A 3,845-nucleotide genomic window follows, 5' to 3' on the forward strand; every position below is an offset into this window, starting at 1 on the left:
ACTTCATATATAAAATAAAAATTTAATAAAATAAAAGCTAATTTATTTAGGTTTATTGGAAGATTCGCGAATGATTACTTCAGTATTTAAGAAAGTAATTTCTTTGACATCGTCTTTCTTATCAGATTTTAAATTTTTTAAGATAATGTCAGCAGAAGCTTTTCCCATTTTCTCGGCAGGGTGGGTGATTGTAGAAATATTAGGATCTATAATTTGTGAAATAGGATCATTATTAAAACCAATGACAGCTATTTCTTCTGGAACTTTAATTCCTCTTTTTTTAGCAGTTTGAACAGTACTTACAGCTATAATATCTCCGGATGCAAAAACTCCGTCTGGTTTAGGGTTTAAGTCAAATAATTTATTACTTGCTTTAACTCCTTCTTCATAAGTGACTGATTTTAAGTAGATAATTAAATTTTCATCAATAGGGATATTATTATCTTTTAGTGCTTCTAAATAACCTCTTTTTCTTTCATTATATAAATTACCAAATTCAGAACCAGCAGTAAGATGTGCTATACGTGTACATCCTTGCTCAAGAAGATGTTTTGTTGCTTTGTAACCTGCTGCATAATTATCAATAATCACTCTAAATGTATTGAAATCTTTAGGTACCCTATCTACAAAAACTAAAGGTATATTATTATTTACAAATTGTTCAAAATGAGAAGTATCTCTGGTTTCCATAGCAAGCGAGCTGATTACTCCGCTAACCCGGTTACTGTATAAAGCCTTAGCCATATTTACTTCTTCCTCATACGAATCATGTGATTGCATAATAATTACTGTGTAGCCAGATTTTTGTGCTGCAATTTCAATACCACTGATTAAAGAAGAAAGAAAAGGTTGGGTGATTGTTGGAATTAAAACACCTATTGTTTTAGTTTTGTTACCACGTAGGCCAGCAGCGAGAGTATTAGGTACGTATCCCATCTTCTCTGCAGTTTCTTTTACCTTTTTGATAGTTTTTTTACTAATACTATGATGATCTTGCAGAGCCCTTGATATAGTTGATGTGGCAAGTTTTAGTTTTTCAGCAATATCATAAATGGTTACGTCTTTATTCTCTTCCATAATTGTATAATTCTGAAACAAATATATCTAATAAATTGTAAACGATATTTTTTTGTTGTTTTTTCCTTCAAATTAAATACAAAAGCTTGAAGGAATTTGATTTTATATTTTTTCAAAAGTACTAAAGTTATACTATGCTTATATAAATATCGAATTGAGCCTATACTTATTAAATAATTTAATTTTTAGTTTAAAAATTAAAGCCATTTTCTGTTAAATTAAAAAAAAATATTATATTTGCAAAACAAACCAGACCAGAACAGTATAATTTATTTTTTAAATAACTGATACTACTTCCCTTATTTTATTTGAGTTCAATAAAAAATACTTTTAGTATTTATTGAATTTTATGTTGTCACTCATAATTACAAAATAGATTTCAAATCAAATAATCTTAATAATGTAAAAATTCAAAACTGATGAATAAAAAAATTGATGATTTAGCAGCAGATAATATTAGAGCATTAGCCATTTCAATGGTTGAGAAGGCAAATTCTGGGCATCCTGGTGGAGCTATGGGCGGAGCTGATTTTATGCATATTTTATATACTGAATATTTAAATTTTGATCCAAAAGAAATGAACTGGCCTTTTAGAGACCGTTTTTTTATGGATGCTGGACATTTGTCAGCTTTAATGTACTCACAGTATTATTTGTTAGGAAATTACTCAAAAGAGGATTTACAAAATTTTAGACAATGGGGTTCAGTTACTCCAGGTCATCCGGAAGTTGATGTTCTTAGAGGGATAGAAAATACTTCTGGTCCTTTGGGGCAAGGACATACTATGGGAGTTGGTGCTGCGATTGCTGCTAAGTTTTTAGACGCCAGATTTAGCGGATTGTTTAGTCATAAAATATATGGTTTTATTACTGATGGTGGTGTGCAAGAGGAGATTTCTCAAGGAGCTGGAAGAATTGCAGGACATTTAGGTTTGAATAATTTTATAATGTTTTATGATTCTAATGATGTTCAGCTTTCTTCGATGACTGATGAAGTGACCTCTGAGAACACTGCAATGAAATATGAGGCTTGGGGTTGGAAAGTAATTACTATTGATGGGCATGATCATAATGAAATAAGAAGAGCTTTAAATGAAGCAAATGCTGAAAATGAAAAACCTACACTTATTATAGGTAAAACTATTATGGGAAAAGGTTGTGTGACGAGCGATGGAAGTATGTATGAGGGTGAATGTGAATTGCACGGAAAACCAATTGGTGAAACAAAAGCTGATTATTTAAAAACATTACTTAATTTAAATGCTAACATAGAGGAACCCTTTGATATTTTTGAAGATGTTAAATCGCATTATGATAAAATACTTGCTAAAAAATCAGAAGATGCCGCTTATAAAAAGTTGGCTATTGCAAATTGGAGAAAAGAGAATTTAGATTTGTCTTTAAAATTAGATTTATTTTTATCTAGTGAATTACCTGAATTAGATTTAAGTAAAGTAGTTCAAAAAGCAAATGCAGCTACAAGAGATGCATCTTCTGCGGTTTTGGCTTATTTGGCTGAAAATGTTGAAAATATTATTGTGTCATCGGCTGATTTATCTAATAGTGATAAGACGGATGGTTTTTTAAAAAAATCATCTCCATTGAAAAGAAATGATTTTAGTGGTGCTTTTTTACAAGCAGGTGTAGCTGAACTAACTATGACAGCTATTGCTAATGGAATTGCATTGCATGGTGGTGTTATTCCTGTTGTGGCTACTTTCTTTGTGTTTTCAGATTATATGAAACCAGCAATACGTTTAGCAGCTATTCAGGAACTTCCTGTAAAATATGTATTAACTCATGACTCATTTAGAGTAGGGGAAGATGGACCAACGCACCAACCAATTGAACAAGAAGTACAGATTCGTTTAATGGAAAAAATTAAAAATCATTCCGGAAATCAAAGTTTACTAGCTTTGCGTCCTGCTGATGCTATTGAAACTTCTGTTGCTTGGAATATGGCTTTGAAAAACAAAAACACTCCAACAGCTCTTATTTTGTCCCGACAAAGTATTAAGGATATACCAGCGACAGGAGAGTCAAGATATAATGATGCTATCCAAGCTGAAAAAGGAGGATATTTAGTAAAGTCCGTTGTAGATGCAGATATTACTTTAATAGCTAATGGTTCAGAGGTTTCCACTTTATTAGAAGCAGCAATTATTTTAGAAAAAGAAAAAGGATTGAAAATAAATGTAGCTTCGATAATTTCAGAGGGACTATTTAAAGCTCAATCTCAATCGTATCAGGAAAGTGTAATTCCTAAAGGAAAATTGGTTTTTGGGCTTACAGCAGGTTTACCACTTAATTTAGAGGGATTAGTCGGTGATACCGGAAAAATTATTGGTTTAGAGCATTTTGGATATTCAGCTCCAGCTTCAGTTCTAGATGAAAAATTTGGTTTTAATGCTCAAGACGTAAGTAAAGAAATATTTAAATATTTAGATAAAAAATTATAGACAAAATTAAATTTAAATATGTTTTTAATTATAGTTGAAGATTTCTAAATAAGGGTTAAGAATTAACTATAGTTTAGGTCAGATTTTTTAACAGAAGTAACTTTCGGGCTGCTTCTGTTTTTTTTTAATTATTGTAAAAAAATAATGCTAAGAAGAAGCTAAAAGATAAGGATTTAAGTATTTTATTGCAATCGGTTGTTTTACTTTTAAGATTATTTCATTTCTCTGTTTTTATCATTTTTTTAAGATTTTGATGTATTGTTTAATTATTCTTTAAAAAAGACTTTTATATTAATTACTGTTTTAAGT

2 protein-coding genes are annotated in these 3,845 nt (G+C 30.4%); one reads left to right on the plus strand and one right to left on the minus strand.

All coding sequences use genetic code 11. The features are described from left to right. Positions 1 to 42 precede the first annotated feature (42 nt). Entirely contained in the window at positions 43 to 1,077 is a 1,035-nt protein-coding gene (locus FEM21_RS15955; RefSeq protein WP_035662686.1) for a LacI family DNA-binding transcriptional regulator, read from the minus strand. Between the two features lie 419 nt (positions 1,078 to 1,496). Between FEM21_RS15955 and FEM21_RS15960 the strand changes: the two genes are divergently transcribed. Next, positions 1,497 to 3,536 (plus strand): transketolase family protein, encoded by a 2,040-nt coding sequence (locus FEM21_RS15960; protein ID WP_035662689.1) that lies wholly within the window; start codon positions 1,497 to 1,499, stop codon positions 3,534 to 3,536. Positions 3,537 to 3,845: the final 309 nt, after the last annotated feature.

Source organism: Flavobacterium seoulense (assembly GCF_000695795.1).
In the GTDB taxonomy this organism is placed as follows: domain Bacteria; phylum Bacteroidota; class Bacteroidia; order Flavobacteriales; family Flavobacteriaceae; genus Flavobacterium; species Flavobacterium seoulense.

Coding starts and splice junctions, on each gene's coding strand:
- FEM21_RS15960 (WP_035662689.1), top strand. CDS start 1,497: ATGAATAAAAAAATTGATGATTTAGCAGCAGATAATATTAGAGCATTA.
- FEM21_RS15955 (WP_035662686.1), bottom strand. CDS start 1,077: ATGGAAGAGAATAAAGACGTAACCATTTATGATATTGCTGAAAAACTA.